Origin of the sequence: Pseudomonas sp. PAGU 2196 (assembly GCF_022179005.1) — a bacterium.
Lineage (GTDB): Bacteria > Pseudomonadota > Gammaproteobacteria > Pseudomonadales > Pseudomonadaceae > Aquipseudomonas > Aquipseudomonas kermanshahensis.
The window spans coordinates 1-24691 of the sequence record NZ_BNTL01000037.1; the positions used below are offsets into that span (position 1 = coordinate 1).

19 protein-coding genes are annotated in these 24691 nt (G+C 63.0%); 8 read left to right on the forward strand and 11 right to left on the reverse strand.

The window, feature by feature from the left end; all coding sequences use genetic code 11:
* Positions 1-44 precede the first annotated feature (44 nt).
* Genes gspG through MFF34_RS26165 form a run of 6 tightly spaced genes read right to left on the reverse strand, consistent with a single transcriptional unit; the run spans position 45 to position 6992 of the window.
* On the reverse strand, positions 45-479 hold the full coding sequence (gene gspG, locus MFF34_RS26140) for a type II secretion system major pseudopilin GspG (RefSeq protein ID WP_027595700.1): 435 nt from the start codon (positions 477-479) through the stop codon (positions 45-47).
* Positions 480-496: 17 nt separating this feature from the next.
* Positions 497-1699, reverse strand: a complete 1203-nt coding sequence (gene gspF / locus MFF34_RS26145; RefSeq protein WP_027595699.1) for a type II secretion system inner membrane protein GspF — start codon at positions 1697-1699, stop codon at positions 497-499.
* Between the two features lie 3 nt (positions 1700-1702).
* Complete coding sequence (locus MFF34_RS26150) at positions 1703-3151, reverse strand: GspE/PulE family protein (protein ID WP_027595698.1); 1449 nt, start codon at positions 3149-3151, stop codon at positions 1703-1705.
* Positions 3151-4926: a type II secretion system secretin GspD gene (gene gspD / locus MFF34_RS26155; RefSeq protein WP_238217408.1), complete on the reverse strand. Its 1776-nt coding sequence runs from the start codon at positions 4924-4926 to the stop codon at positions 3151-3153. The genes MFF34_RS26150 and gspD overlap by 1 nt, the downstream gene beginning before the upstream one ends.
* Positions 4927-4929: 3 nt before the next feature.
* On the reverse strand, positions 4930-5355 hold the full coding sequence (locus MFF34_RS26160; protein ID WP_186675786.1) for a pilus assembly protein PilZ: 426 nt from the start codon (positions 5353-5355) through the stop codon (positions 4930-4932).
* Positions 5352-6992 (reverse strand): lipoprotein UxpA, encoded by a 1641-nt coding sequence (locus MFF34_RS26165; RefSeq protein WP_238217409.1) that lies wholly within the window; start codon positions 6990-6992, stop codon positions 5352-5354. Before MFF34_RS26165 ends, MFF34_RS26160 begins: the two co-directional genes overlap by 4 nt.
* Before the next feature lie 224 nt (positions 6993-7216).
* Between MFF34_RS26165 and MFF34_RS26170 the strand changes: the two genes are divergently transcribed.
* Positions 7217-9295, forward strand: a complete 2079-nt coding sequence (locus MFF34_RS26170) for a PhoX family phosphatase (RefSeq protein WP_238217411.1) — start codon at positions 7217-7219, stop codon at positions 9293-9295.
* A 350-nt stretch (positions 9296-9645) separates the two neighbouring features.
* Entirely contained in the window at positions 9646-10389 is a 744-nt protein-coding gene (locus MFF34_RS26175; RefSeq protein WP_238217413.1) for an RHS repeat-associated core domain-containing protein, read from the forward strand.
* A gap of 33 nt (positions 10390-10422) precedes the next feature.
* Here MFF34_RS26175 and gspK read toward each other — a convergent pair whose 3' ends face one another.
* Positions 10423-11388, reverse strand: coding sequence for a type II secretion system minor pseudopilin GspK (gene gspK, locus MFF34_RS26180; RefSeq protein ID WP_238217416.1), 966 nt, complete (start codon positions 11386-11388; stop codon positions 10423-10425).
* 147 nt (positions 11389-11535) lie between these two features.
* On the opposite strand from gspK, the gene tatA reads away from it, so the two are divergent.
* From tatA to tatC, 3 genes are read left to right on the forward strand one after another with little or no spacing between them, the layout of a single operon-like run.
* A complete protein-coding gene (gene tatA / locus MFF34_RS26185; RefSeq protein ID WP_238217418.1) occupies positions 11536-11769 on the forward strand; it encodes a twin-arginine translocase TatA/TatE family subunit in 234 nt (77 codons plus the stop codon).
* The gene (tatB, locus tag MFF34_RS26190; RefSeq protein WP_238217420.1) at positions 11769-12059 is read left to right on the forward strand and encodes a Sec-independent protein translocase protein TatB; all 291 of its coding nucleotides are present in this window, start codon (positions 11769-11771) and stop codon (positions 12057-12059) included. Before tatA ends, tatB begins: the two co-directional genes overlap by 1 nt.
* Entirely contained in the window at positions 12056-12817 is a 762-nt protein-coding gene (gene tatC, locus MFF34_RS26195) for a twin-arginine translocase subunit TatC (RefSeq protein WP_238217422.1), read from the forward strand. The genes tatB and tatC overlap by 4 nt, the downstream gene beginning before the upstream one ends.
* A gap of 57 nt (positions 12818-12874) precedes the next feature.
* On the opposite strand, the gene MFF34_RS26200 is transcribed toward tatC, so the two are convergent.
* A complete protein-coding gene (locus MFF34_RS26200; RefSeq protein WP_238217423.1) occupies positions 12875-13186 on the reverse strand; it encodes an NGG1p interacting factor NIF3 in 312 nt (103 codons plus the stop codon).
* A gap of 3 nt (positions 13187-13189) precedes the next feature.
* On the reverse strand, positions 13190-17089 hold the full coding sequence (gene purL / locus MFF34_RS26205) for a phosphoribosylformylglycinamidine synthase (RefSeq protein ID WP_238217425.1): 3900 nt from the start codon (positions 17087-17089) through the stop codon (positions 13190-13192).
* A gap of 318 nt (positions 17090-17407) precedes the next feature.
* On the opposite strand from purL, the gene mltF reads away from it, so the two are divergent.
* Both mltF and MFF34_RS26215 read left to right on the forward strand, forming a co-directional pair.
* Complete coding sequence (gene mltF / locus MFF34_RS26210; protein WP_027595687.1) at positions 17408-18865, forward strand: membrane-bound lytic murein transglycosylase MltF; 1458 nt, start codon at positions 17408-17410, stop codon at positions 18863-18865.
* 234 nt (positions 18866-19099) lie between these two features.
* Positions 19100-19633 (forward strand): hypothetical protein, encoded by a 534-nt coding sequence (locus MFF34_RS26215; protein ID WP_238217427.1) that lies wholly within the window; start codon positions 19100-19102, stop codon positions 19631-19633.
* Positions 19634-19658: 25 nt separating this feature from the next.
* Here the strand turns inward: MFF34_RS26215 and tadA are convergent, their stop codons facing one another.
* Positions 19659-20144: a tRNA adenosine(34) deaminase TadA gene (tadA, locus tag MFF34_RS26220; protein WP_027595685.1), complete on the reverse strand. Its 486-nt coding sequence runs from the start codon at positions 20142-20144 to the stop codon at positions 19659-19661.
* Positions 20144-21526, reverse strand: a complete 1383-nt coding sequence (locus MFF34_RS26225; protein WP_186703535.1) for a multicopper oxidase family protein — start codon at positions 21524-21526, stop codon at positions 20144-20146. Before MFF34_RS26225 ends, tadA begins: the two co-directional genes overlap by 1 nt.
* Positions 21527-21723: 197 nt before the next feature.
* On the opposite strand from MFF34_RS26225, the gene MFF34_RS26230 reads away from it, so the two are divergent.
* Complete coding sequence (locus MFF34_RS26230) at positions 21724-24684, forward strand: membrane-targeted effector domain-containing toxin (RefSeq protein WP_238217429.1); 2961 nt, start codon at positions 21724-21726, stop codon at positions 24682-24684.
* Positions 24685-24691: the final 7 nt, after the last annotated feature.

Below are 24691 nucleotides of genomic sequence, written 5' to 3' on the forward strand. Positions count from 1 at the left end.
CGGGCTTGCCCGCGAAGGGCCACATCAGGCTTATCTAACATGCTTTACAGCGCCCAGTTACCCAGGTCGGCATCCTGACCTTCGCCGCCCGGCACACCATCGGCGCCCAGCGAATAAACATCCACCCGGCCATGCTCACCGGGCATGCGGTACTGGTAAGGAGTACCCCACGGGTCTTCCGGCAAGCGGCGCACATAACCATCGCTGCGCCACGAACGCGGCAGCGGCTCTTGGGCCGGTTTTTTCACCAGCGCGGCCAGGCCTTGTTCATTGCTCGGAAACCGCAGGTTATCCAGCCGATACATGTCCAGTGCCTGTTCGAGGGTGGCAAGGTCGGCCATCACCTTCTGCCGCATGGCTTTGTCTTGGTTGCCCAGCACGCTGGGAGCGACCACGGCGATCAGCAGGCCGATGATGAAGATCACCACCATGATCTCCATGAGGGTGAAACCACGCTGACGGTTACGACGATGCTGCATGGAAGTACTCCTTGTGTTCACAGTTGCAGGCCCTGATTGAGTTGCATGATCGGCAGCAGCACCGCCAGCACGATGAACAGCACCACGGCGCCCATCACCAGGATCATCAGGGGTTCGAAAAGCGCCATGGCGGTGTCCACTTGGCGGGCGAAGCCGCGTTCCTGGTCGTCGGCGACGCGTTCGAGCATGTCAGCCAACGTGCCGCTGGCCTCGCCGCTGCCGACCATGTTCACCAGCAACGGCGGAAACTGTTGGCAGGCATCCAGCGCACGGTGCAGGCTGGTGCCGCCCTGCACCTGCTGGCGCACCTGTTCCATGGCCTGGCGAATGCGCCGGTTGGCGACCGTCTCGGTGGCCACCTGCAACGCTTCGAGCAGCGCCACGCCACTGCCGCTGAGAATCGCCAGGCTGCGCGCCAGGCGTGCGCTTTCCAGCACCTGCAGCAGACTGCCGATACGTGGCAGGCGCAACAGCCATGCGTCCCGGCGCAGGCACCAATGCGGCTTGCGCAGCAGCCAGCTGGCGAGCAGCGCACCTGCCAGCGCCAACCCCAGCAGCCACGGCCCGGCGTGCACCAGCCCTTGGCTCAGGCCGATCAGCACGGCGGTAATCAACGGCAGGCTCTGCCCGGCGTGGGCGAACTGTTCGGTGAGCTTGGGCACTACGAAAGTCATCAGGCCGACCACCACCGCCAGCGACACGCCCATCAGCACACAGGGGTAGATCAAGGCAGTACGCGCTTTGTGCTGTTGCCGTTGCACCTGTTCCAGGTGATCGGCCAGGCGCGTGAGCACCTGGGCCAGCCGCCCGGAGCGCTCACCGGCCTCGACCAGCGCACAGTACAGGCCACTGAACGGCGCCCCCTGGCGGGCCAGGCTACGCGCCAGCCCCAGGCCCTCGGCGAGCGAGCCGCGCAAGGCGACCAACACGCTGTGCAAGGCCGGCTGGCGTAATTGACGTTCGAGTGTGGCCAAGGCATCGACCAAGGGTATGCCCGCGCCAGTCAACGTCGCTAACTGGCGGGTCAATTCGCACAGCTGTGCACGGCTCAAGCGCTGGCGGCGGGGTTGCCGGGTACCTGCCTCATGGCGTTGCAATTGGCGGGCGAACAGGCCCTGCTCACGCAACAGTTGCCGTGCATGGCGCTCGCTGTCGGCCTGCAGGCTGGCCTTGTGGGCTTTGCCGGCCAGGTCGACGGCTTGATAGCGATAAGTCGGCATGGCTCAGCCCTGCACCGCGCGCAGCACTTCGGCCAGGCTGGTTTCGCCCCGCGCCAGGCAATCACTGGCCATGGCCACCAAGCTGCGTCGACGATCGGCCAAATAGTCCTGCATGGCTTGCTCACTGGCGCCGTCGTACAGCAGCGCGATCAGGCCGGCGTCCAGTTCGATGAATTCGTACAGGCCCAGGCGCCCGACATAACCGCTGCCCTGGCACAGCTCACACCCCACTGCGTGGTAACTGCTGCCCAATGCACACAGTTCAGGCCACAGGTCACGCTCGGCCGCTTGCAGCGGCTGCGCCACCGCGCACTGGCACAGCCGCCGCACCAGGCGCTGTGCCAACACACCGCGCAGGCACGAGGCGATCAGGAACGGTTCGATGCCCATGTCACGCAAACGGGTCACCGCGCCCACCGCACTGTTGGTGTGCAGGGTCGACAGCACCAAGTGGCCGGTGAGGCTGGCCTGCACGGCAATCTGCGCGGTTTCCTGGTCGCGGATCTCACCCAGCATGATCACATCCGGGTCCTGGCGCAGGATGGCCCGCAGGCCCGTGGCGAATGTCAGCCCGGCGCGCGGGTTGATCGCGGTCTGGCCGATACCGGCGATGGCGTACTCCACCGGGTCTTCGACGGTGAGGATGTTGCGGCTGCCATCGTTGAGGCTGTTGAGGCTGGCGTACAGCGTGGTGGTCTTGCCCGAGCCGGTCGGGCCGGTGGACAGCACGATGCCATTGGGCCGCGCCAGGCAGCTGCGCAGGCCATCGAGCACCGCTGCCGGCATGCCCAGGTTGTCCAGCGCCAGCAGGCTGGCCTGCTTGTCGAGCACACGCATCACCACGCGCTCGCCATGGATGCCGGGCAAGGTCGACACCCGCACATCGACCTCACGCCCCGCCGCACGCAAAGTGATGCGGCCGTCCTGGGGCTGGCGTTTCTCGGCGATGTCCAGCCGCGCCATGACTTTGATCCGCGACACCAGCATCGCCGACAGCGCCCGCGGCGGGCGCAGCACCTCGCGCAGGTGGCCGTCGACCCGCAGGCGCACCACCAGGCTCTGCTCGAAGGTCTCGATATGAATGTCCGAAGCACGCAGGCGCAAGGCCTGGCCGAACAGGCCATTGATCAGGCGGATGACCGGCGCCTCGTCATCGCTTTCGAGCAAGTCTTCGATGCGCGGCATCTCGCTCATCAGGCTGTCGAGGTCTACCTGGTCGCCAATCCCTTCGATCAGCGCTTCGGTGGCCGCATCGCCGCCCTGATAAAGCTGGCCCAATTGCTCGTCGAATGCCGCAGGCTCCAGGTAGGCCAGCGCGCTGGGCTGGCCATGCACGCGCAGCAGCTCCTGCAACTGGTCGCTGTCGGCGTCGCGGCGCAGCCACAATTGCCAGCCGCTGTCGGTCGGGGTCATGGCCAGGCCGGCCTGGCGTGCCAGGCGATAGGGCAGCATCACCAGTCGCCCCCTTCCAGGCGCGCTCGGCTGGCGGGGAACACCTGCAGCAGTGGCGTACCACCTTCTGCGCCCGCAAGGTTTGGCAACTGGAGCGGCGTGGTCTGTTGCAAGGTGCGGTACTTGTTCTCGCTGAGCCCGGCCAGGCTCGGCCCGTCGCGCAGGATGCGCGGGCGGATGAAGACCATCAGGTTCTGCTTGGTGTTCTTGCTGGCGTCGGAGCGGAACAGGCGGCCCAGGTAAGGAATGTCCCCGAGCAGCGGCACCCGCTGGTTGCTGGTGCTCAACTCGTCGCTGATCAGCCCGCCCAGAATCACCAGGCCGTTGTCTTCGACCATGACCTTGGTCTTGATCTCGCGCTTGTTGGTGATCACATCGCTGGCGGCGCTGGAATCGGCAATCGACGAGACCTCCTGGACGATGTCCAGGCGCACGCTGTTGTCGACGTTGATCTGCGGCTTGATCCGCAGCTTGACCCCGACTTCCTTGCGCTCGATGGTCTGGTAGGGGTTGGCGTTGTTCTGTGTCACGGAGCCGGTGACGAAGGGCACTTCCTGGCCGACCAGGATCGACGCCTCGGCATTGTCCAGGGTCAGCAGGGTCGGGGTGGACAGCAGGTTGAAACCGCTCTTGCCCTTGAGCGCATTGACCAGCATGGCGAAGTTGAAACCGCCCCCAAAATGGCCGATGCCCGCCGTGGCACCCGTGGTGGCCGACAGCAGTTTGCCCAGTGCCTCACTGTCTTCGCTGGCCGCAGCCCCCGCAATGTTGGCGATGTTCACCCCATTGCTGCCGAAGTTGACGATACCGGCACCGAACTTCTCGTCAGCGAACAACCACTGCACGCCCAGCTCTTGCGCACTGCTGTCGGAGACCTCGGCGATGATCGCCTCGACCACCACCTGGGCGCGCCGGATATCCAGTTGCTCGACGATGGCGCGGTAGGCGGCCAGTTCGCTGTCGGGGCCGACCATGACCACGGCATTGGTGCCCTCTTCGTACTCCAGGCGTATGCCCGAGCCACTGGCGGCAGCCGTCACCGGCGGCTCTTTGCTCTCCCCTTCGCCTGTGCTCTGCGCCGGTGCCATGCCTTCCTGGCTGAGCCCGCGCAATACCTTGACCACTTCACTGGCATTGGCGTGGCGCAAGTACATGACTTGGGTGCTGGCGCTGCCCACTGCTTCGCTAGGGCGGTCGAGCTGGCGCAGCAGGCTGGCGATGCGTTCGAGGTTGCTGCGCCAGTCGGTAACCACCAACTGGTGCGCGGCCGGGTACGGGGTGATCACCCCTACCCGTGGGTCGACCAGGGGTTTGAGGATACCAACCACTTGCTCGGTGGCAGCGTTGCGTAAATCGAATACCCGCGTGGCCACGCTGTCGCTGCCCGCGCCCTGCTGCCCGGCAGGCTCCACCGGCACCGGCTCCAGGCGCGCCGCCTGGTCGGGGACGATCTTCACGCTGCCATTGGGCAGGTCGACGGTGGCGTAACCCTGGGCGCGCAGCTGCGCCAGGAAGATGTCATAGATGGCATCGGCGTCGTGCAGGTCAACGGTGCGTACGGTGACCTTGCCCTTTACCCGAGGGTCGACGATGAACGTAGTGCCGGTGATGCGCGACACACTGTCGATGAACTCGCCCAGTTCGGTGTCGACGAAGTTCACTTCGTACATCGGCGTGCCGTTGTCATCGAACACCGGCTCCTCGGCGTAGGCCTGGGGTAAGGCCACGGCCAAGGCCAGGCTCAGCGCAGCCGCCACGCAGTATTTAACAGGCATCGTTCATCCTTGCCGCTTGAAGCCGGTCACGGCGGGGCGTGGCGGCCAGGGCAGGCGTTCGCGCCGCCCCTGGTTGTTGAAAATCAGGCCATCGGTGTCGATGTCCTGCAGCACGATCCCTGGCGCCAGGCGCTGGCCGCGGGCCAGTGTGCGCACCTGCTGGCCGTAGCGCAGCACCACCACGCTGGCCGACAACGGCTGGGCCTTGAGGCCACCCAGGTAGTGCAGTGGCAAACGGGTGATGACGATCGCGCCGTCATCGACCGGCGCCTGCCAATGGCCGACCATCAACCCAGGCAACTGGGCTGCAGCCGCCTGGGCGGGGCTGGCCGGTTGTGGCTGGCGGCCCAGTTGCAGCACGCACTGCGCCGCCAGCCAACCGGCCAACGTCAGGCAGCCACCGGTGAGCAGCCGCGCGCCAAGGCTCACGAAGCCAACTGCCGTGGATGCCAGCCCGGGTGCCCCTGCACATAGCGCACCTCGGGCACCTGCAGCGGCGCCAGTTGCCAGTCGGCGCCTTGCCGCGTCAGCCAGGCTTCTACCCGCTGCCAAAGTGGCTCGCCGGCCTGCGACGCGAACTGCAGGCCAAAGGTGCGGCACAGCCCCTGGACCGGTTCCAGGCCGGTGATGCGCTTGCCTTGCGGGCTGTAGCTGACACCCCAGGCCTGGCCCTGCCAGCGCGGCAGGTCTTGGCTGTTGTCCAGCAGCAGCGGGTCGCCGAACAGCTGTTCCGCGGCATTTTCCAGCACTTGCTCCACCTGCCGGGCCGGGGCCTCGACCACCGGGGCCGGGTAGCCGCCGGTCAGGCTGATCAGGTGCTCGCGGGTGATCGCTGCACCAGCGGCCAATGGGCAGTCATAACGCAGGCCCGGCAGCAGCACGGGCAAATTATTGTCATCGGCCAGGGCCTGGTGCAGCAGGCGGTCCCAACTGCCGCCGCGGGTGTCACGCCGCCACAAGGCCTGGGGTGCCTTGGCCAGCGGTTGATCGAGCCACGCCGCGTGGCCGGCGCGCTGTTGGTTCAGTTGTGCTTGAAATTGCCCGGCGCGCACCCGTGCAGCCGGGGAAAGCTGCTGTTCGAACGCAGGGAAGAAACGCCCCTCGAACTGCCATTGCCCGGCCACCTGTTGGCAACGCAGGCGAAACGCCCCGCTGCCCCGGCACCCGGCAAACAGCACCGGTACGCGGCGGCCGTTGGCCTGGGTGGCCTGCACGGGCGTTGGCCACAGGTCCTGGCCACGCGCACAGAGCAACACGTCGATTGCGGGCAGCCGTTCAGCCAGCCACAGCCCAGGCCCGGTGCCGACATCGGCCATGGCCACGACCAGGTCGGCTTCGCGCCGGGCCTGCTCGAACACCGGCAGCAAAGACTGGTACCACTGTTTGAGAGAGGCTTTCTGGTCCTGGGCGTAAGGGTCGGTCACGCCGACCACGGCAATCCGCGCACCGCCCCGCTCGAACAGGTGCAGTGCTTCAAGCCCCAGGGTTTCACGTTGTTCGTCGGCCAGCCCCGCGCCCAGCGTAATGGCGGAGGCCTGCCGGTAAAGCGCCGTGCTGCGCTGCGGCCAGAGCACACGCTCGTCACTGCTGACGCGTGCGTCGCTGCCCAGCAATTGGCTGCCCTGCACGCCGCTTTCACCTTGGGTCAGGTAGGCCAGGCCGCTGCCGTTCCAGCCTTGGCCGTTTTCCAGGGTCAGGCTGTTGCCCGCCCCGGCCTCGCCACGCAACTGCTCCAGCAATGCGGCCAGCACGGCGTAACCACCGAGGTTGGCGTGCGCGGCCTGGCTGGCATCGAGCAAGGGGGCCAAGTGCGGGAAGGCGATGCTGGCACTGGCACCGGTCATCCACGGCGCACGCCCCAGGTGGCTGACCGGCCCCAGGCGCGTTGCCGGGACAACGGCCAACCCAGGCTGGCGGGCATCGAGGGTGTCGGCGACATACAGCAAATCCAGGTTGGCATTGCCACCACGTTGGCCTGGCAAGGCGGAACAGGCGCCGAGCAAGGGTGCCAAGGCACCGACGCCCATCCAGCTGATCACTTCGCGCCTGTTCACACTGCTTACCATCGAGCCCGCCATCCTTAACCAAGTTCACGTTGGGCTCCGGATGTTGCGGCGTTCGCATGACAGTTTGATGGCAGAAATCAGACAGCAATTCCGAATTGATCTGTCAGGCGCAAACGTAAGAACGAGTAGTTTTAAGCGCGCGTTCATATTTCTGCCAAGGAATCATCATACTTGCGCTCTAAAGTCGCGGTTTCCTCTAACTCAGCCAACATAAGGACACCCTGATGAGTCGAGATACCGGCGACAACCTGGACCGGAACCACAGCGGCAATCTGCCGATGGCCAGCGTCATGGACGCCTACCTGAGCCGCCGCAGCATCATGCGCGGCAGCCTGGGCGCCGCCATCGCCATGATCGCCGGGACCGGCCTGACAGGCTGCTTCGACGGTGATGGCGGTTCCGATCACGATGATCCTGTCACCGAACCACCGGTGACCGAGCCACCGGTAACCGAACCGGAAGTCCCGAAACTGGCACTGGGCTTCCAGTCCATCCCGGGCTCGCGCACCGATGCCTGTGTCGTCGCGGCAGGCTACAGCGCCTATGTGCTGGCGCCGTGGGGCACCCCGCTGAACAGCAATGGCAACCCGTGGAAGTCCGATGGCAGCAACACCTCGACCGACCAGGCCAATGCCATGGGCATGCACCATGACGGCATGCACTTCTTCCCGATCAATGGCAGCTCCGAAGACGGCTTGCTGGCCATCAACTTCGAATACATCGACGCGGCAGCCCTGCACCCCGCCGGCCCGACCACCGACGTCAACGGCAAGCGCCCGGCCGAAGAAATCCGCAAAGAGATCAACGCCCACGGCGCCGGCGTGGTACGCCTGCAGAAAGTCAGCGGGCGCTGGCAGGTGGTCGACAATGACCCGCTGAACCGCCGCTTCACCACCGCCTCGCGTATGGAGATCACCGGCCCGCTGCGCGGCACCGACCACGTCAAGACCAAGTACTCCACGGGCGGCACCCACTGCCGCGGCACCAACAACAACTGCGGCAACGGCTACACCCCGTGGGGCACCTACCTGACCTGCGAAGAGAACTGGCCGGGCATCTTCGTCAACAAAGGCACCCGCCCTGAAGACCAGCGCCGTATCGGCGTAGGCACCTCCAGCGGCCAGTACAAATGGGAAAGCGCCGCCGGTGACAGCACCGAGGTGAATGACGAATTCGCCCGTTTCGACGTAACGGTCAAAGGCGCCAGCGCCACCGACGACTACCGCAACGAAGCCAGCACCTATGGCTACATCGTCGAGATCGACCCGTACAACAGCGCTACCCTAGCCACCAAGCGCACCGCGCTGGGCCGCTTCCGCCACGAAGGGTGCTGCCCTGGCTTGCCGGTGGCCGGCAAACCGCTGGTCTGGTACATGGGCGACGACTCGAACAACGAGTACCTGTACAAGTTCGTCTCCACGGCCGTGTGGGACGCCGCCGACGCCAGCCCGGCCGACCGCCTGGCCACCGGTGCCAAGTACATGGACCAAGGCAAGCTCTATGTGGCCCGCTTCAATGCCGACGGCACGGGCGTGTGGCTGTTGCTCGACGTCGCCACCGCCACCACCGCCGGCAGCACCCTTGGCGCGCTGTACGGTGACCTGCCGGGCATCATCCTCAACACCCGGGGTGCTGGCGATGCCGTGGGCGCGACCCCGATGGACCGCCCAGAATGGACCACGGTCAACCCGCTCAATGGCGATGTCTACCTGACCCTGACCAACAACAGTGCGCGTACGCCAGAGAAAGTCGACGCGGCCAACCCGCGTGGCCCGAACCGCCACGGCCACATCATTCGCTGGCACGACAGCGACGACCAGTTGAGCTTCACCTGGGACATCTTCGTGTTTGGCGCCAATGCCGCCGGTACCGCCGACATCAACCGCTCTGGCCTGACCGAACTGAACCAGTTCGCCAGCCCTGACGGCATGAGCTTCGATAGCCGTGGCGTGTTGTGGTTCGAGACCGACAACGGTGAAACCACGCTGACCGACTACACCAATGACCAGTTGCTGGCGGTAATCCCCACTGACCTGGTAGATGCCACGGGCAAGCAGGTGCCGGTCAACGCGCAGAACCAGGTGGACTTGCGACGTTTCTTTGTCGGGCCGAACGGTTGCGAGGTGACAGGGATTGCCTTCAGCCCGGACAACAAGTCGATGTTCGTCAACATCCAGCACCCGGAGAATTGGCCGTATACCGACAAGGCGACCGATGCTACCCCGGCAGGGGCGACGGTAAGGCCGCGGGCTTCGACGGTGGTGATTCAGCGTGATGATGGCGGGGAGATCGGGACGGTCTGATCGAAAGGCTTTCCGTAGACTCAGTTGAGCCAGGCAGGTAACTCGGTGGATGCTTATTCCGTTTCGAGTTACCTGCGTAGGCCAAAAAGCGTCTGGACCCAATACCTGGTAATTCTGTCAGTAGACCGAGAGAGGGAAATGCCCGAATCTTCGGACATCCCATACTTCATGGCAGGTTCATCATGCAGTCTCATGGCCCTCTGTCACGTACTCATAAACTGTTTTATCAGAATGGCGCACTCTCGACCGAGATAGGCCCCTGCACAACGCGCTACTTTGCCAGTGAGGCAGGCGTCGTGGCACAGTGCACGCCAGGCGCTAGCACCTCGCTTTACAGGGTTGATCAACTCATGACTGTGCTGGGGACCACCGACGGGCCTCATCAACAGCGCTTCACTGTTTACGGTTTTCCTGCCCCAGGCAGTTTCAACACACCACTAGGCTTTACCGGGCAACGATTTAATGCAATGTCGGGATGTTACCCACTGGGCCATGGTCATCGTTGGCTCAATCCAAGGGTGATGCGGTTCGGCCAATCTGACTCGTTATCACCTTTCGGTAAAGGCGGCGTTAATAGCTATGCATACTGCCAAAATGACCCTGTCAATAGGCTGGATCCCAACGGACGACTCTGGCACTTGATGCGTCGTGTAGGGAACTGGTTCCTACAAAGTATTTATCCCGCGCCTGAAGCACCATCAACTGTAAGGCCTTCAACACCCGCGAATAATAGCGGTCGCCCCCTTCGTACAAACCTAGCTCCTGACACGATCATAAATATGCCACACCAAAATCCGGGTGAAGGCATAGCAAATAACTCCACCCACCTGGAACGTATAGCAACGACCATTACAAGTGCGACCGAGCGCTATCCTACCTTCATTGAGATCTTCTCCGATAATTTCTATATATCCCCATTAACTGCTTCTGTCACATCAGTTACAGTAAGTTACAGCGCCTTTATTTTAACGGGAAGTGCCACCGTGAGTTATGTGGCGGGGCCTGCCGTTGCGACCACAATGTTCATAGGCGGGAGCCGTTGGATTCGGGAAAACTTGACGACTTTAGTAAGCCGTACCAGAGGCGCGTCATAATAGTCTTTAACAATCTCTGCAAGGATGTGCGGCTTACCAGAGTATCGGCTCACGACTCCTCACCCGTACCTGCTGCGCCGGCACCCGTGCATGCCACTGCACCACCCCCAGCGCCTCCACCTGAAACGCGCTGCGCATCACCCGCCCCTCTTCCTCGAACGTCAGTTGCAACAAAAAATGCCCACTGTTGAGCAGCAACCCTTCGCTCAACCGTTCGAACGTCTCGTCATCCACCGCCCCCAACGCCTTGCGCAGCGCAGCGGCATCCACATACCCCGACGCCGGCCGGCCACTGATGATGCGGCTGAGCAGCGCGCGTGGGTAGCGCCCCTCGTACAACGCTTCGAGCATAGGCAGATGCTCCAGGCCCAAGGCATTGGCGTTCAAACGCCAGCCGGTCGTCTGCGGCAAAGCGCACAGCATCGGGTAGCGGCCCTGGCGCGTGGCATCCGGCTCCAACAGCAGGTTCAGCTCGCTGGTGTCGAGCATCGGTTGGTTGGCCGCCAGGCGCGCGGGTTGCTGGCGCAGGTACTGGGCGCTTTCGGCCCCTTGCAGGCGGGTGTCGCTGTCATTGTCGAGCCAATCGGCCAGCGCATCGACCAGGCGTTCTGCCGCCATGTCGTCGCCCAGCAAGCGGCGCAACTGGCGCTCGGCGCGCTCACCGTCGGCACCGAGCAATGCGTTGACGTTGAAGCACGTGTGCTGGTCGCGCACCCGCAGTTGCGCCTGGCCTGCACCAAAATCGTAGTTCAGCGGTTGCCCGCGCAAGGCCTGCCAGAACAACGGGCTCAGCCGCCAGGCCGGGTCGCGCAGCGCCTGCTCGGCATAGGCCAAGCCGGCCTGTTCCATGGCCCTGACCTGCACCCGCTGGTGCAACAAGCGCACTTCATCGACTTGGCGCCGGCCATCCTCCACCAGCCAGGCCATACCGGCGGCGAGCATCGCCAACACCAGCATCACCATCAGCAGGGCCGCGCCGTGCTGTCGTTTACCACCCATCTGCACCCGCCTCTCATGGCCAGTAAAAGCGCCAGTCAACACGCCGGTTGTTGCAGGTAGATGGCAAGGGTGCGTTCCGTCATGTTCACGTCATCTGCACGAGGCAGGATTGCCCTTCCTTTTCATGGCCTTACAGGAGTAGTCGCAATGGGTGGCATTGGAATCTGGCAACTGGTGATCGTACTGATGATCGTATTCCTGCTGTTTGGCACCAAGCGCCTCAAGGGCCTGGGCAGCGATGTTGGCGAGGCGATCCAGGGGTTTCGCAAGTCCATGGGCGGTGACAACGACGTCGCCCCGCCCGGCACCGCACAGGTGCAGCAACAGGCGCCGTTGACCGGCCAGTCAACGCCCCAGCCGCAAGCGGACCGTCAGGCCTGATGTTCGAGGTAGGCTTCAGCGAGTTGCTGCTGGTCGGCATCGTCGCACTGCTGGTGCTGGGCCCCGAGCGGCTGCCCGTTGCGGCACGCACGCTTGGGCGCGGCCTGGGGCAGGCGCGCAGGGCCATGCAGGGCCTGCGCGCACAGATGGAGCGCGAGATCGAGTTGCCCAACTTCGACAGCGCGCCCCTGCAGCGCCTGGAACAGGAAATGCGCCAGGGCATCAGCCTTGCCGCACCACCGGCCAATGCCCCGGCAACCGTCGCTGCACCCAGGGAGAATGCCTCATGAGCCTTGCCATGGACCCTGCGGCAGGCATGCCGCTGACCGAGCACCTGCGCGAACTGCGCAAGCGCCTGGTGCGTTGCCTGGGGCTGATCGCGCTGGTGTTCGCCGGCCTGTTCCCCTTCGCCCAGACCCTCTACACACTGATCTCGGAGCCACTGCGCCGCTTCCTGCCAGAGGGCGCCAGCATGATCGCGACCAGTGTCACCTCACCGTTTCTGACACCCTTCAAGCTGACCGCGATGTGCGCGCTGTTCGTCGCCATGCCGCTGTTGTTGCACCAGGCCTGGGGGTTTCTGGCGCCGGGGCTGTACCGCCGGGAACGGCGCATTGCCCTGCCGCTGCTGGTGTCGAGCATTCTGCTGTTCTATGCCGGCATGGCGTTCGCGTTCTTTCTGGTGTTCCCGATGATGTTCGGCTTTTTCGCCAGCGTCACGCCCGATGGGGTGGCGATGATGACCGACATCAGCCAGTACCTGGACTTCATCATGGCGCTGTTCCTGGCATTCGGGCTGGCATTCGAGATCCCGGTGGCGACGTTCATCGTGGTCTGGGTGGGGTTGGCGGATGTGGCGACCCTGCGCCGTAGCCGGCCCTACGTGATCGTCGGGTGCTTTGTGGTGGGGATGATTCTGACGCCGCCGGACGTGTTTTCGCAGACGATGCTGGCGGTGCCGATGTGGGTGCTGTTCGAGCTGGGGTTGTTGGCATGTAGCGGGTTGAAACGGCCTGAGCCTGGCAATGAAGTTGTGGCGGGATTGTAGGGCCTCTTCGCGGGCAAGCCNNGGAGCGGGCTTGCCCGCGAAAAGCCTTGATGCGCTCTAGAAGCAGGCCAGTGGCCAGACTTCATAAGCTGGCGTCTCGTACGGGTGGCTCTGCTTGAGCGCGGCAACGACCTGAGCGATCAGGTCGTCAGCCACCACCAGCTCTACCTTCCATTCCTCGACCACCTCGACCTGGCCGGTTTGCCCGAGAAACGGCTGGCTGCCGTCCAACGGGCGAAACTGGCCCTGGCCCAGGGTTTGCCAGGCGCAGTGGTCATAGTCACCGATTCGCCCGCCACCGGCGGCGAATACGGCAGCCTTGACCACCTCGACATGGCTGGCCGGGACGAAGAAGGCGAGCTTGTACACGCCTTAGTTCACCCAGACGCGCGCGTTGCGGAACATACGCATCAGCGCAGCATCTTCCTGCCACTCATCCGGGCGCCAGGAGTTCTGCACAGCGCGGAACATACGCTCCGGGTGCGGCATCATGATGGTCACACGGCCGTCACGGCTGGTGAGGCCGGTGATACCACGCGGCGAGCCGTTCGGGTTGGCCGGGTAGGTTTCGGTGACCTTGCCGTGGTTGTCGACGTAGCGCAGGGCCACGCAACCGGACACGTCGGCTTCCAGCAGTGCCGCTTCGTTGGCGAACTCGGCATGGCCTTCGCCGTGGGCGATGGCGATCGGCATGCGCGAACCGGCCATGCCCTGCAGGAAGATCGAGTTGGACTTCTGCACCTCGACCATGGCCACACGGGCTTCGAACTGTTCGGAACGGTTACGCACGAAGTGCGGCCAGAACTCGGTGCCCGGGATCAGCTCGTGCAGGTTGGACATCATCTGGCAACCGTTGCACACGCCCAGGGCGAAGCTGTCGGTGCGCTCGAAGAAGGCCTGGAAGGCATCGCGGGCACGGGCGTTGAACAGCGCCGACTTGGCCCAGCCCTCACCGGCACCCAGCACGTCACCGTACGAGAAGCCGCCGCAAGCAACGAGGCCTTTGAAGGCTTCGAAGTCGACACGGCCAGCCAGGATGTCGCTCATGTGTACGTCAATGGCGGCGAAGCCGGCGCGGTCGAAGGCAGCAGCCATCTCGACCTGGCCGTTGACGCCCTGCTCACGCAGGATCGCCACTTGCGGGCGCACGCCTTTCTTGATGTACGGGGCAGCGATGTCGTCGTTGACGTCGTAGCCCAGCTTGACCGACAGGCCCGGGTTGTCTTCTTCGAGCAGCGCGTCGAATTCCTGGTCGGCGCATTCAGCGTTGTCACGCAGACGCTGAACCTGGTAGCTGGTCTCGGCCCACTGGCGTTGCAACAGACGACGGTCGCCCTTGAACAGTTCTTCACCGTTCAGGCGCACGACCACTTCGCTGTTGTTGATCGGCTGGCCGATCACAGCGACGCAGTCTTCACCCAGGCCAGCGGCGCTGAACTGGGCCAGTACGTCTGGGGTGGCATCCTGGCGAACCTGGATGACCGCACCCAGCTCTTCGTTGAAGAGGATGGCGGCGACTTTTTCCGCTTTGCCGGTCAGAGTGTCCAGCTCCAGGTCGAAGCCGCAATGGCCGGCGAAGGCCATTTCCAGCACGGTGGTCATCAGGCCACCATCGGAACGGTCGTGGTAGGCCAGCAGGTGGCCGTCGGCGTTGAGGCCCTGGATCACGGCGAAGAAGGCCTTGAGGTCTTCGGCATCGTCGACGTCCGGTGCGGCACTGGCCAACTTGCCGTGGGTCTGTGCCAGGATCGAGGCGCCCATGCGGTTCTTGCCGCGGCCCAGGTCGATCAGGATCAGGTCGGTTTCGCCCTTGTCCATGCGCAGTTCAGGGGTGAGGGTCTTGCGGATGTCGGTGACCGGGGCGAAGCCGGTGATGATCAACGACATCGGCGAGGTCACGCTCTTCTCGACGCCCTCTTCGCTCCACTTGGTCTTCATCGACATCGAGTCTTTGCCGACCGGAATGGTGATACCCAGCTCAGGGCACAGCTCCATGCCGACAGCCTTGACGGTGTCGTACAGGCGCGCGTCTTCACCCGGGTGGCCGGCGGCGGACATCCAGTTGGCCGACAGTTTGATGTCGGACAGCTTCTCGATCCGCGAGGCGGCGAGGTTGGTCAGGGTTTCGCCGATGGCCATGCGGCCAGACGCCGGGGCGTCGAGCAGGGCCAGCGGGGTGCGCTCACCCATGGCCATGGCTTCACCGGTGTAGACGTCGAAGCTGGTGGCGGTAACGGCGCAGTCGGCCACCGGCACCTGCCATGGGCCGACCATTTGGTCACGGGCCACCAGGCCAGTGATGGTGCGGTCGCCGATGGTAATCAAGAAGCTCTTGCTGGCCACCGCAGGGTGGTGCAGCACGCGCTCGACCGAATCGGCCAGCGACAGGGTGCTTGGGTCGAATTCATCGCCAAGTTCGGCTTCACGGGTGACCGAACGGTGCATGCGCGGCGGCTTGCCCAGCAGCACGTCCAGCGGCATGTCCACCGGGGTGTTGGCGAAGTGGCTGTCGGTCACGGTCAGGTGCGGCTCTTCAGTCGCCTCGCCGACCACGGCGAACGGGCAGCGCTCACGTTCACAGATGGCCTGGAAGCGGTCGAAGTCGACAGCGCTGACGGCCAGCACGTAACGTTCCTGCGATTCGTTGCTCCAGATTTCGTGCGGGGCCATGCCCGGCTCGTCGTTGGGCACGTTGCGCAGTTCGAAGCGGCCACCGCGGCCACCGTCGTTGACCAGCTCAGGGAAGGCGTTGGAGATACCGCCGGCGCCAACGTCGTGGATGAAGGCGATCGGGTTCTTGTCGCCCAGTTGCCAGCAGCGGTCGATGACCTCTTGGCAACGGCGCTCCATTTCCGGGTTTTCGCGCTGTACCGAAGCGAAGTCCAGGTCGGCAGAGCTGGCACCGGTGGCGACCGACGAAGCCGCACCGCCACCCAAGCCGATCAGCATGGCCGGGCCGCCGAGCACGATCAGCTTGGCGCCGACGGTGATCTCGGCTTTCTGTACGTGGTCTTCACGGATGTTGCCCATGCCGCCGGCGAGCATGATCGGCTTGTGGTAGCCGCGCACTTCTTCACCGTGCGGGGTGTTGATGGCTTGCTCGAAGGTACGGAAGTAACCGGTCAGGGCCGGGCGACCGAATTCGTTGTTGAATGCGGCGCCACCCAGCGGGCCTTCGACCATGATGTCGAGGGCGTCGACGATGCGCTCAGGCTTGCCGTACGCCTGCTCCCATGGCTGTTCGAAGCCTGGGATGCGCAGGTTGGACACGGTAAAGCCGGTCAGGCCAGCCTTGGGCTTGGCGCCACGGCCGGTGGCGCCTTCGTCGCGGATTTCGCCGCCGGAGCCGGTGGAAGCACCGGAGAACGGCGCGATGGCGGTCGGGTGGTTGTGCGTCTCGACCTTCATCAGGATGTGCACCGGTTCCTGCACCGCGCCGTACTGGCGGGTTTCAGGGTTTGGGAAGAAACGGCCGGCAACGTTGCCGACGATCACCGAGGCATTGTCCTTGTACGCAGACAGCACGCCTTCGCTGTGCATCTGGTAGGTGTTCTTGATCATGCCGAACAGGCTCTTTTCCTGAGCCTGGCCGTCGATGTCCCAACTGGCGTTGAAGATCTTGTGGCGGCAGTGCTCGGAGTTGGCCTGGGCGAACATCATCAGTTCGATGTCGTTCGGGTTGCGCGCAAGGTTCTGGAAAGCGGCGACCAGGTAGTCGATCTCGTCTTCAGCCAGAGCAAGGCCCAGGTCGACGTTGGCCTTGGCCAGGGCATCGCGGCCACCGACGAGGATGTCGACCGAGGTCATCGGCTTGGGCTGGGCGTGGCTGAACAGGTCGGATGCCTGCTCCAGCTGGGCCAGCACGCGCTGGGTCATGCGGTCGTGCAGTTCGGCGGCGACGGCCTGTGCATCGGCTTCGCTCAGGTTGCCGGCGACGTAGTAGGCGATGCCGCGCTCAAGGCGCTGGATCGACTGCAGGCCGCAGTTGTGGGCAATGTCGCTGGCCTTGCTGGCCCAGGGCGAGATGGTGCCCAGGCGCGGCACGACCAGGAACAGGCGGCCGGTCGGCTCCTGTACCGGCACGCTCGGGCCGTACTTGAGCAGACGGCCCAGCACCTGCTGCTGGTCGGCGGTCAGCTCGCCGTCGACATCGGCGAAGTGGGCGAATTCGGCATACAAACCAGTAACAGCGGGGACTTTCTGGCTCAGTTGCTCGAGTAATTTACCGTGGCGAAAGGCAGAAAGGGCAGGAGCGCCGCGCAGGATCAACATCGTCGGGACAGCCTCAGGAAGGGGTGTGCTTAGAGGCCGTGCATTCTAGCCTAATTCCGCGGCTTTCGGCACCTGCTCTACGCCGCGCCTGTCGGGCGGTGGAACCGGACTTGCGGGTCAATATTTCGGGTGCTTGCCTCAAGAGGTTTATGGCCTGTGAGATCGAGCGCCGCCCGCGCGGCGCTCGATCTGCCAGGCGGCACACCTCTAACGGCAAACACCCCTAACGGCAAACACCCTGAACACAGAACCCGCTACCAGACAAGCTATCTGTTGTCGAGATATGGCGCCGCCTGTCCTTTGCGTATACTGCAAGCTATGTTCGCCCACACTGCTTTGCGCCAGCGCTGCGCCAGATGGCTCATCGCAACCGGACTCTTTCTGATGCTCGGTGCCTGTGTTGAAAAACCCAGCACCCTCGAGCGCGTGAAGGAGGATGGCGTGCTGCGCGTAATCACCCGCAACAGCCCGGCGACGTATTTCCAGGACCGTAACGGCGAAACCGGCTTCGAATACGAATTGGTCAAGCATTTCGCCGATGATCTCGGCGTAAAGCTGGAGATCGAGACCGCCGATAACCTCGACCAACTGTTCGACGAGCTGGGCAAGCCCTCCGGCCCGGTGCTGGCAGCCGCCGGCCTGGTGAGCAGCGAACGGCGCAAGACCCAGGCGAAATTCTCCCACCCGTACCTGGAAGTCACCCCTCAAGTCATCTACCGCAACGGCCGCTCGCGCCCGACCGAAGCCAAGGGCCTGGTCGGCAAGAAGATCATGGTGCTCAAGGGCAGCAGCCATGCCGACCAGCTGGCTGAGCTGAAAAAGCAGTATCCGGGACTGGAATACGAAGAATCCGACGCCGTCGAGGTGGTCGACTTGCTGCGCATGGTCGATGAAGGCCAGATCGACCTGACCCTGGTCGACTCCAACGAACTGGCGATGAACCAGGTGTACTTCCCCAACGTTCGGGTCGCCTTCGACCTGGGCGACACCCGCGACCAGCGCTGGGCGGTGGCGGCCGGCGAGGACAACAGCCTGCTCAACGAGGTCAACGAGTTTCTCGACAAGGCCCAGAAGAATGGCACCCTGCAGCGCCTGAAAGACCGCTATTACGGCCATGTCGACGTACTCGGCTACGTCGGCGCCTATACCTTCGCCCAGCATTTGCAGCAGCGGCTGCCCAAGTACGAGAAGCACTTCAAGAGCTACGCCAAGGTCGAACAGGTGGACTGGCGCCTGCTGGCGGCCATCGGCTACCAGGAATCGATGTGGCAGCCGGAAGTCACCTCCAAGACGGGCGTGCGCGGCCTGATGATGCTCACCCAGCGCACGGCGCAGGCCATGGGCGTGTCCAATCGCCTGGACCCGAAACAGAGCATCCAGGGTGGTGCCAAGTACTTCATGCTGATCAAAGAGCAACTCGACGACAGCATCCAGGAGCCCGACCGCACCTGGTTCGCCCTGGCTGCCTATAACGTCGGCAGCGGCCACCTGGAAGACGCCCGCACCTTGGCCAAGCGCGAGAAGCTCAACCCGAACAAGTGGCTGGACGTGAAGAAAATGCTGCCGCGCCTGGCGCAGAAGCAGTGGTACAGCAAGACCAAGTACGGCTACGCCCGCGGCGGCGAGCCGGTGCACTTCGTGGCCAACATCCGCCGTTACTACGACATCCTGACCTGGGTGACCCAGCCGCAGCTCGAAGGCCAGATGGCCGAGGGCAACTTGCATGTGCCTGGGGTAAACAAGGACAAGCCGGCAGAGCAGTCGCCGCCGATGTAAACCTGTACTGGCCTGTTCGCAGGAATGACCGGCATCAATCCCTTCCCGGTTTCATCCGTCAGTTCACAGCACCTCACCCTAAGCGATTTACGTTTCAAGTCGCTTGGAACGTTATACATCGCCTGATGTGACAGCAAAAACCTAACGATTACGCAACTGGTAAATATGCCAGTTGCCGCCTAGCAGCCGCCCTTCTATAGATGCATCTCCACAACCACGGTGTTGGAGACAAGCATGACCAAGCCCCTTATTCTTCTTGGGCTGCTCAGCCTGACTGGGTTCGCACAGGCACAATCACCCCTCAAAGATGATTACAAGGCAGCAGAAGTGAAAAGGGCGGAATCACACGCCAGCCACCCAACCGTGGCCGTAGGCAAACTTCATCTTTACAAGAACGCAACCGACAGCGCCTGCACATCTTTGAACCTAGAATATCGAAGGAAAGCTGCCTACAGGGGCAGTGACAACTGCGGCAATGATCAGGTTTATTTTTTTAAGGTAAGCAATGCATCAAAGGGGAACACCATCAAACTGGGGAGCGACAGACCTGTAAAAGAATCTGACTACAGCTATTGTCCAGAAAATGACTGGCGTTTCATACTCGAGGTAACTGACGATGCAGTTAATACAAGCAAGATCCCTCTCTCAGAACTTAGAAATATTGAAAACGGGGAACTGATCGTCAGTGGATTAAAAATGCAGAAGAACGCCTACAGGAGCGGAAACATCGCTGGAAAGCTTACTTGTGTAGATACCAACAACCTGTAACAACCTATGTATCGTTAGCCACCTGCTATCCCCCCCTCTTTACCCTTCGCGCCTTGAAAAAGTCACTGAGGATCTGGCCACACTCCTCCGCCAGTACCCCGCCCTCTACCATCACCCGATGGTTGAGGAAGCCCTGGCCGAAAAACTGACCCTGGCTCTGCACGATACCCGCCTTGGGCTCCAGCGCCCCGTACACCACCCGCGCCACCCGCGAATGCACGATCAAACCCGCGCACATGCTGCAAGGCTCCAGGGTCACATACAGCGTGCTGCCCGGCAGCCGATAGTTGCTCGCCGACTTGGCCGCAGCCCGAATGGCGACCATTTCGGCATGCGCACTCGGGTCGCTGTCGATAATGGGCCGGTTGAAGCCCTGGCCGATTACCTGGCCATGCTGCACCAGCACCGCCCCCACCGGCACCTCGCCCATGGCCGCGCCCTCAGCCGCCAGGGCCAGAGCAATGCGCATGAATTCCTGATCGCGGCTGCGATCGATGATGTGTGGGCGCATCAGACCACCGCTATCGCGGCCATCAGGCCGGTTTCCATGTGGTCGATGACGTGGCAGTGGAACATCCAGGTGCCCGGGTTATCGGCCACAAGTGCCACCTGGGCCCGCTCGTTCTTGCCCAGCAGGTAGGTATCGGTGAACCACGGCTCCTTGATGTCGTGGCGGTTGGAGGCAATCACCTTGAAACTCATGCCATGCAGGTGGATCGGGTGCTGGTACTGGGTCATGTTCTTCAGCTCGAAGATGTAGCTCTTGCCCTTCTGCAGCGTGGCGATGGGCCGGTCGGCGCATGTCTTGTCGGTGATGTCCCAGGCCTGGCCGTTGATCTGCCACAGGCTCGATGGTTTGTTCGGGTCAGGGGTGACAGAGACTTTGGCCGCCCACTCGAAATTGAAGTTGAGCTTTTCAGCATTCTCCAGGTCCGGCTCGGCGATCGGGTTGGCCGGCAGCGCGGGCGGCCAGTCACTCGGCGCGTCGTTGCTCGGCACCGAACGCAGGGTGCCCAGGCGCACGAAACCGTCGCGCAGGGAAATTTCCTCACCCGCTTCGGGAATCCGGATGGCCAGGCAGATGCGCATGCCAGGGCCAAGCCAGTACTCGTCTTCCAACAGGCGCGGGGTTACCGGGTTGCCGTCGAGGGCGTAGATCTTTGCCTCGCAGTTGCCCTTGAGGTTAAGGCGGTAGGTCCAGGTGTTGTCCAGGTTCAGCAGGCGCACCCGCACCACCTGGCCGGCCGGCAGCTCGGTGACCGCGTCGGGCTGGCCGTTGATGGTGATCAGCCGCCCGGCAGTGCCGTTACGCGCGGCCTCACGCGGGATGCTGAACGGCAGCCAGGCGCCCTGCTCGTCCACGTGCCAGTTTTTCAGGCTCAGCGTGCGCTCGTGCAGGAACCCGGTAGGCTCGCGCTCCTCGACGATCAATGGCCCGACCAGCCCGCGGCCGAGCTCTTCCGAGCTGCTGACATGTGGGTGATACCAGTAGCTGCCGGCATCCGGCACGCGGAACTTGTAGTCGAAGTATTCGCCCGGCTTGACCGGCAGCTGCGACACGTACGGCACGCCGTCCATTTCCAGCGGCAAGCGGATGCCATGCCAGTGAATGGTGGTTTCGACCGGCAAGTGGTTGATGAACCGCACCCGCAACCAGGTGCCCTGGCGTACCCGCAGCTCGGTGCCCGGCGCCGAAGGGCCAAAGGCCCAGGCCTCGGTCTTGAAGCCCGGCACCAGTTCCACGTCCAGGGGCGCGGCGATCAGCTCGTAGTCGTGCCCGGCATTCTCGTCCTCGACCTTGCCCAGCCAGTACCGCGCTGCGCCTCCGGCGCCCAGGCCTACCACAACCAGGCCGGTGAGGCCCTTGAGCATTTGTCGACGGGTGAAGGACATCGGTGCGGGTACCTCGTGTTCGGCGCAATCAAGCTGCCAGCAGGGCTGGCGATGAAGGGCGAATACGATACACCTGCAAATGGGAAAGATTAAGTGAAAGCCACCATTACTGGCCGTTCAGGCAAGCAATATGCACCGCCTTCATGGCCCGTGCTCCTTCGAGACTGACGTTTATCCTTCCAGCCAGGACAAACGTGATGCCCTCCCACACCCCCACTTCCAACGAACAGCAAAGCCTGCTAACGCTGGCCCGCCAGCTCACCGAAGCCTGCCCTGACATGCGCGAGATGGCCCGCGAAGTTGCCCAACAGGTCCTTGAACGCCACGGCCTGACAACACTGGACCCCGACAACGTTTACCTGCACCGCTTTCACACCGCCGTCAGCAGCCACAAAACCTTCAACGGCTGGCAGCACCTGGACCCGCCGTACGAATCGCTGACCTTGCCCCAACTGGTCATGCACCGCTTCGATGCCAACGACCAGGACAACGCCGACCTGCTGAGTTACCTCGTTGGCTTTTACACCGAAGGGCCTGGCGGGGATGCCTACGACGAGCGTAATGAAATCCGGCTCGAGGCCAAGGACGTTCTGGATTACTTCTGGAGCATCGATTTTGCCGTTGACTTCAAAGCTCGGCTGACGTCTTTCTGGTCGAAACAGGCGGGCCACTTCCGAACGTTGGCCAAGGCCAACTTCCTCAGCAAAGTACTGGAAGCCTGCGCACATGCCCCCGCGTCAGCGCTGGCCAGCCACTGCCGCGATGTCGTGCAAGCGCTGGCGGGCGACACAGCCTGGCCGCCGTCACTGGAAGCGCTGCAACAACAGGTAGTACCTGGCGCTGGCGTGCGCGTGTGCACGTTCGATATCGGCGGGCATGTGGCCACAGATATCCTGCGTTTTCAGCTCAAAGATGGCAGCCAGCTGATCTACCTACCTGGCGACGTCGATGGCCTGCATTATTTTGCGGATGACCAGGCGTTGTTCTGGTGGGTACTCATCAACTGCAACCATGCCGATAACCGGGCACGCTTCCTGGCGCACTTCTCCCTCGATGACCGCGATGAGGGCGACAGCAAGGTCGGCCTCAATCACCTGGTCGATCTGTTGTACCAAGGCTGGGGCAAGGATGATTATTCCGGCATCAACACCCTCGATCAGCAGATTCATAAGGACGCCTTCGACTGGCTGCGCGACAAAGCCCGACAGCGGATGATCGATGATGCGCACTTCTCCCTGCGCTCCAACGCTGACTTGCGCAAACAACTGTGGATCGGCTATCTGAGTGCAGGCCTGAAAGTGTTTGGCCCCCTGGCGGCAGTGGACTGGCCCGTGGCGTTGGCGCTGGTCGGCGCCGGCATCGCCGAAACGGGCTTGAACATCGACCAGGCAATTATCGGGCACACCACCCGCGAACGAAAAGCAGGCGTTACCGGGGCAATTTTCGCCGCCATCGAGCCGCTGTTCAACGCAACGTTTTTGCTCAGCGCACCCGGCAAACCACTCGCCGACCTGGGCGAAACCGCTGAGGCAGGCGGCGAAACAAGTGCAGGACAAAGCCCCACAGCGCCAGAAGAACCCGCCACTGCTGGCGAAACCGAACCCAGCGACGAAGACACTTCAAGCGTAGCGGACGCCGTGAAAACCTGGGTACCAGCGCCCTTCCAGCCAGTGGAACGCTGGGCGCTGTTGCAGCCTTTCGAGACCAATGTGCTGCTTAGCGGCGAGCCTGGCTCGGGCACCTTCGCAGGCATTTACACACAAGACGGGCAGTTTTATGCGCTGGTCGAGGAGCAACCTTACCAGGTGCGCTGTGTGCCGGAGCTGAAAACCTGGACCATCGTCGACCCGGAAAACCCGTTTTCTTTCTACAAGCACCAACCGATCCGCCTTGAAGCCGATGGCCAGTGGTACCCCATCGAGCGTGGCGGCCTCAAAGGCGGCATGCTCTCACGATTGAAGATTTGGGGCAGGCCATCAGCGGCGGCGAACGTGCCTGCCCTTGCCGAAACCTCTTATGAAGTCCCCCCCAGCTTGCGCCCTGCACTTGAAGACGTGGCAGACGAAGAGATCACGGGCGCACGGGAAAACATTCACGACCCTGAACGATACGCCGCCATCAAACGCTTTCGCGCCCTACGTGAGCAACTGGCGACCGATGCCAACCAGTTCATGACCACGGTAGACGTGCCAGCTCGCCCGCCAATACCTGAATTACCTGCTGGAACTACGCCTAAACAGGTATTGCAACGTATCTATGAAAACAGCAACGGCCTCGTGGTCGGCGAAGTGCATAGCAGCCTTGGCAGTAAGCGGTTGCTAATCGAAAACATGGGGCAGTTGCGCAAGCTGAAAGTGAAGACGCTGTATATGGAGCATTTCACCACCGATTTCCAACAAGCGGACCTCGACACGTTCAACCGTAGCGGCGTGATGCCGAGGGCGCTGGAGCGGTATGTCACGGCCCAGGACTTCGGTCACCACACCGACCCTGCCGGCCGCTACACCTTCCGCCGGATACTGCTTGAAGCACACAAAAACGGCGTGCGCATCCAGTCCATCGACTGCATGGCCAGCTATCGTCAGGCATGGGCAAAACCGGTGTCCGATGTAGCGCGTCAGCAAATGATGAATTTCTACGCACACCTGATCATCGACGCTGACCAGGCTACGCGTGGCCCGGGAAAGTGGATTGCGCTAGTCGGTAACACTCACGCCAACAACTTCCATGGCGTTACCGGCCTGGCTGAAACCGAAGGTGCGATTGGCTTGCGGGTCGAAGACACCCCTGCCGGCGGAGTCGATACCTACACGGCCGACCCCGGCACGGATTCCGCTGACAGCAAAGGCAAGCTGTGGCACTTGCAAAGCGACCTGCGGCTGCAAGCGGCGGTAACCCCTGCGCGCTCACCGTCACCAGACCTGGAAAGCATGCTGGTCAGGCCAGGTGACTACACCTTCGAAGAGGCCAACGGCGAGCAGTACCTGGTTAACCGCAGCCGTGACATGCGCCTGCGACGCACCTTGATCAGGCGGGATGGGCGCTTCTACTACATCGAACGGCCAGACTGGCCAACCGTCCATCAACGCCGCCTGGCGCACCTTTCCGATCTACATACTTGGCTGAGGCAGCGTGGTATGCGGCACATCACACCTTGAGCTGCTT

Excerpts from the sequence above, each read along its gene's own strand:
- tatB (WP_238217420.1), top strand. The coding sequence starts at position 11,769 with ATGTTCGAGGTAGGCTTCAGCGAGTTGCTGCTGGTCGGCATCGTCGCA.
- MFF34_RS26175 (WP_238217413.1), top strand. The coding sequence starts at position 9,646 with ATGACTGTGCTGGGGACCACCGACGGGCCTCATCAACAGCGCTTCACT.
- gspD (WP_238217408.1), bottom strand. The coding sequence starts at position 4,926 with ATGCCTGTTAAATACTGCGTGGCGGCTGCGCTGAGCCTGGCCTTGGCC.
- MFF34_RS26230 (WP_238217429.1), top strand. The coding sequence starts at position 21,724 with ATGCCCTCCCACACCCCCACTTCCAACGAACAGCAAAGCCTGCTAACG.
- gspG (WP_027595700.1), bottom strand. The coding sequence starts at position 479 with ATGCAGCATCGTCGTAACCGTCAGCGTGGTTTCACCCTCATGGAGATC.
- gspF (WP_027595699.1), bottom strand. The coding sequence starts at position 1,699 with ATGCCGACTTATCGCTATCAAGCCGTCGACCTGGCCGGCAAAGCCCAC.
- mltF (WP_027595687.1), top strand. The coding sequence starts at position 17,408 with ATGTTCGCCCACACTGCTTTGCGCCAGCGCTGCGCCAGATGGCTCATC.
- tadA (WP_027595685.1), bottom strand. The coding sequence starts at position 20,144 with ATGCGCCCACACATCATCGATCGCAGCCGCGATCAGGAATTCATGCGC.
- MFF34_RS26165 (WP_238217409.1), bottom strand. The coding sequence starts at position 6,992 with ATGGTAAGCAGTGTGAACAGGCGCGAAGTGATCAGCTGGATGGGCGTC.
- tatA (WP_238217418.1), top strand. The coding sequence starts at position 11,536 with ATGGGTGGCATTGGAATCTGGCAACTGGTGATCGTACTGATGATCGTA.
- MFF34_RS26225 (WP_186703535.1), bottom strand. The coding sequence starts at position 21,526 with ATGTCCTTCACCCGTCGACAAATGCTCAAGGGCCTCACCGGCCTGGTT.
- MFF34_RS26215 (WP_238217427.1), top strand. The coding sequence starts at position 19,100 with ATGACCAAGCCCCTTATTCTTCTTGGGCTGCTCAGCCTGACTGGGTTC.
- MFF34_RS26170 (WP_238217411.1), top strand. The coding sequence starts at position 7,217 with ATGAGTCGAGATACCGGCGACAACCTGGACCGGAACCACAGCGGCAAT.
- MFF34_RS26150 (WP_027595698.1), bottom strand. The coding sequence starts at position 3,151 with ATGCTGCCCTATCGCCTGGCACGCCAGGCCGGCCTGGCCATGACCCCG.
- tatC (WP_238217422.1), top strand. The coding sequence starts at position 12,056 with ATGAGCCTTGCCATGGACCCTGCGGCAGGCATGCCGCTGACCGAGCAC.
- purL (WP_238217425.1), bottom strand. The coding sequence starts at position 17,089 with ATGTTGATCCTGCGCGGCGCTCCTGCCCTTTCTGCCTTTCGCCACGGT.
- gspK (WP_238217416.1), bottom strand. The coding sequence starts at position 11,388 with ATGGGTGGTAAACGACAGCACGGCGCGGCCCTGCTGATGGTGATGCTG.